We start from the raw sequence: 3051 nt of genomic DNA, 5'->3' as shown, positions 1-3051 counted from the left end.
CCGACACCCCGCCGCGGGAGCCCTCGACCACCCCCCGGGGCACCGCCTCAGTCCGTCGGTACCCGGTGCAGTCGGGCGGCCGGCACCAGTTCCCGTTCGATTCCCTCGGCCGCCCGCCGCAGTGCCGGCAACAGGTCGGCCCGGGCCCGTCGCGCGTCGCGTCGCCCGGCGGGCATGGCCAGGTTCACCGCCGCCACCACCCTCCCCGCCCCGTCCCGCACCGGCACCGCGATCGAACGCAGCCCTTCCTCCAACTCCTCGTTGCCCATCGCGTAGCCGTCCCGGGCCACCTCCTCCAGCAGGGCCGCCAGCCGCCCGGGGTCGGTCACGGTGTGCCGGGTCAGCGCGCGCGGTGCGAGCGTCCGCAGCGCCCGTGCCCGCCCGGCGGGGTCGCGGCCGGCCAGCAGCACCCGCCCGCTCGCGGTCGGATACGCCGGAAAGCGTGTGCCGGGACCGAGCTCCGCGTTCATGATCCGTTCGGTCGCGACCCTGGCCACGTAGCGGATCTCCGTCCCCTCCGGGCCGGCGGGAACGGTCAGCGAGGCCGACTCGCCCACCCGTCCCGCCAGCGCCACCAGGTGCGGGCGGGCGATGTCCGCCAGGGTCATGCGGGTCACGCGGGAGTGCCCCAGCCCCAGTACCCGCGGGGTGAGTCGCCACCGCCCGGCCTCCTCCACCGCGTGCCCGGTGTGGCGCAGGGAGAACAGCGCGCGCCGCACGCTCGCCCGCGGCAGACCGAGCAGCCGGGACACCGCCGCCGGCGTGGTGCCGTGCCGGCCCGTCTCCAGGGCGACGATCACGGCCGGCCCCCTGGCCAGGGATTCCACGAATCCGGCGCCCAGCCGCTCCTTGGCGGCGTGCAGGGCGGCCGCCCCCAACCACCGATCGTCACCACCGGGACCGTCGGCCCCGGGGTCGGAGCGCAACCGGTCCTCCATGGCGGCGGCGCACTCCCGCATCCGCGGCAACACGTCGGTCCGCAGCGAGTCGCCGTCGTGCCGGGCCCGGTGGGAGACCACGCTCAACGCCCCCACCGGGGGCTCCTCCGGCCAGGGCCGCAGCGGAACGGCCACCGAGACCAGCCCGGGCTCCACCCCGCCCTCCCCGGTGGGGTCGGGAAAACCGAAACCCCCCGGGTGGGGCCCGCCTGCGGTCGGTGACAGCACGGCGGCGGCCGCCGCCCGGTCCACCGGCAGCGGATCACCGGGCCGGAACCCCACCCGCACCACCCGGTGGCGCAGCGCCAGGTGTGCCAGACGTACCGAGTCGCCGTCCGGCACGCTCAGCGCGACCGTCTCGTCCACCTCCTCCGCCAGGGCGTCCGCCATGTCGCCGACCGGTCCGCTCAATCCGCGGGTGGAGGCGAGGAAGGCGTTGCCCGGCAGGGCCAGCGCGCCGGTGTGCGCGACCCGGTGGGCCTCGACCCGGAGCAGCCCCAATTCCGCCAGGGTGCCGATGGTGCGGTCCAGGGTGGAGCGGGCGATGCCCGTGGCCCGCGCCAGTTCGCCCGCGGGCACCGTCGCGGCCCGGTGCCGGGCGAGTTCCCCCAGCACGGCCAGCCCGCGCAGGAAGGGCCCGACCGTCTCGGCGGGGGAGTCGCCGGTGCCCGTCACCGCCCTCCTCCCGGGGCCCCGGGGATCGTGGTGACGGCCGTCCCACCGACGGGTCCGTCGTTGACAGCCGGTCCCGGGCGGGCGAGACTCGGCGCGCGAAGAAATGAACACCGGTTCATTGGACGAACATATCCCGGGCTCCGGGGCCGTCGCCGGCACCGGAACCGGCCTCGTGGGGAGGACCCCGGAAGATGACTGACCGGAGCCGCAACGTTCGTGACGTGTGGATCGTCGACGCGGTGCGCACCCCGAGCGGGAAATACGGCGGCGCGCTGTCCGGGCTGCGCCCCGACGACCTGGCGGCGGACGTGCTCCGGGCCCTTCTGGAGCGCACGCCCGACCTCGACCCGGCCCGCATCGACGACGTGGTCTACGGCAACGCCAACGGCGCCGGCGAGGAGAACCGCAACGTCGCCCGCATGGCCGTGCTGTTGGCCGATCTCCCGGTCACCGTCCCCGGTGTCACCGTCAACCGACTGTGCGCCTCCGGTCTGGAAGCGGTGATCCAGGCGGCACGCGCCATCGCCCTGGGGGACGCCTCCATCGCCGTGGCCGGCGGTGTGGAGTCGATGAGCCGCGCCCCCTGGGTCCTGCCCAAACCCCACCGGGCCTTCCCCGCGGGACACCAGGAGATGTTCTCCACCACCATCGGCTGGCGGATGGTCAACCGGCGGATGCGCCCGGAGTGGACCGTCCCGCTGGGCGAGGGCGCGGAACTGATCGCCGACCGACACGGCATCGACCGCGAGGCCCAGGACGCCTTCGCCCTCACCAGCCACGAGCGCGCCGTTCGCGCCTGGAAGGACGGTGCCCACGCCGCCGAGGTGATCACCCCCGGGGGCGTCGAGCTCACCCGGGACGAGACCATCCGCGAGGGCGGCACCCCCGAGGGCATGGCGGGACTCCGCCCCGTCTTCCGGACCGAGGGCGGTACCGTCACCGCGGGGAACTCCTCCCCGCTCAACGACGGCGCCGCCGCCCTGCTGCTCGCCGACGAGGAAGGGGTGCGCGCCACCGGTCGGGAACCGTTGGCCCGGATCTCCGCCTCCGCGGTCTCCGCCCTGGAGCCGCAACTCTTCGGCCTGGGGCCGGTGGAGGCGGTGGACCGCGCGCTGGAGCGGGCCGGTCGTCGCCTCGCCGACCTGACCGTGATGGAGCTCAACGAGGCCTTCGCTGCCCAGGCGCTCGGCTGCCTCGCCCACTGGCCCGACCTGGACCCCGGGCGCGTCAATCCGCGCGGCGGGGCCATCGCCATCGGCCACCCCCTCGGTGCCTCCGGGGCCCGGCTGGCGGGCACCGTGGCCCACCAGTTGGCCGCGGCCGGTGGGGGAACGGGGGTGGCCACGTTGTGTGTCGGCGTCGGGCAGGGATTGGCCCTGGTGCTGGAGCGTTGAGAGCGGGGTCCGGCCGGCGGGGCCTGCGCCGCCCCGACCCGCCC

At 76.0% G+C, this 3051-nt stretch carries 2 protein-coding genes; one reads left to right on the top strand and one right to left on the bottom strand.

From position 1 onward, the window contains the following. Positions 1 to 47 precede the first annotated feature (47 nt). Positions 48 to 1613, bottom strand: a complete 1566-nt coding sequence (locus FOE67_RS21250) for an IclR family transcriptional regulator domain-containing protein (RefSeq protein ID WP_182666442.1) — start codon at positions 1611 to 1613, stop codon at positions 48 to 50. A 191-nt stretch (positions 1614 to 1804) separates the two neighbouring features. On the opposite strand from FOE67_RS21250, the gene FOE67_RS21245 reads away from it, so the two are divergent. After that, positions 1805 to 3007 (top strand): thiolase family protein, encoded by a 1203-nt coding sequence (locus tag FOE67_RS21245; RefSeq protein ID WP_182666441.1) that lies wholly within the window; start codon positions 1805 to 1807, stop codon positions 3005 to 3007. The last annotated feature ends 44 nt before the right edge of the window (positions 3008 to 3051 follow it).

The sequence above is a fragment of the Streptomyces calidiresistens genome, assembly GCF_014141525.1.
GTDB classification, from domain to species: domain Bacteria; phylum Actinomycetota; class Actinomycetes; order Streptomycetales; family Streptomycetaceae; genus Streptomyces; species Streptomyces calidiresistens.
The sequence above is the reverse complement of the archived record's forward strand: the minus strand, read 5'-3'. Positions and strand labels throughout refer to the sequence as shown.

What these genes read in the sequence shown, in the direction of transcription:
- FOE67_RS21245 (WP_182666441.1), top strand. Translation starts at nt 1,805, where the DNA reads ATGACTGACCGGAGCCGCAACGTTCGTGACGTGTGGATCGTCGACGCG.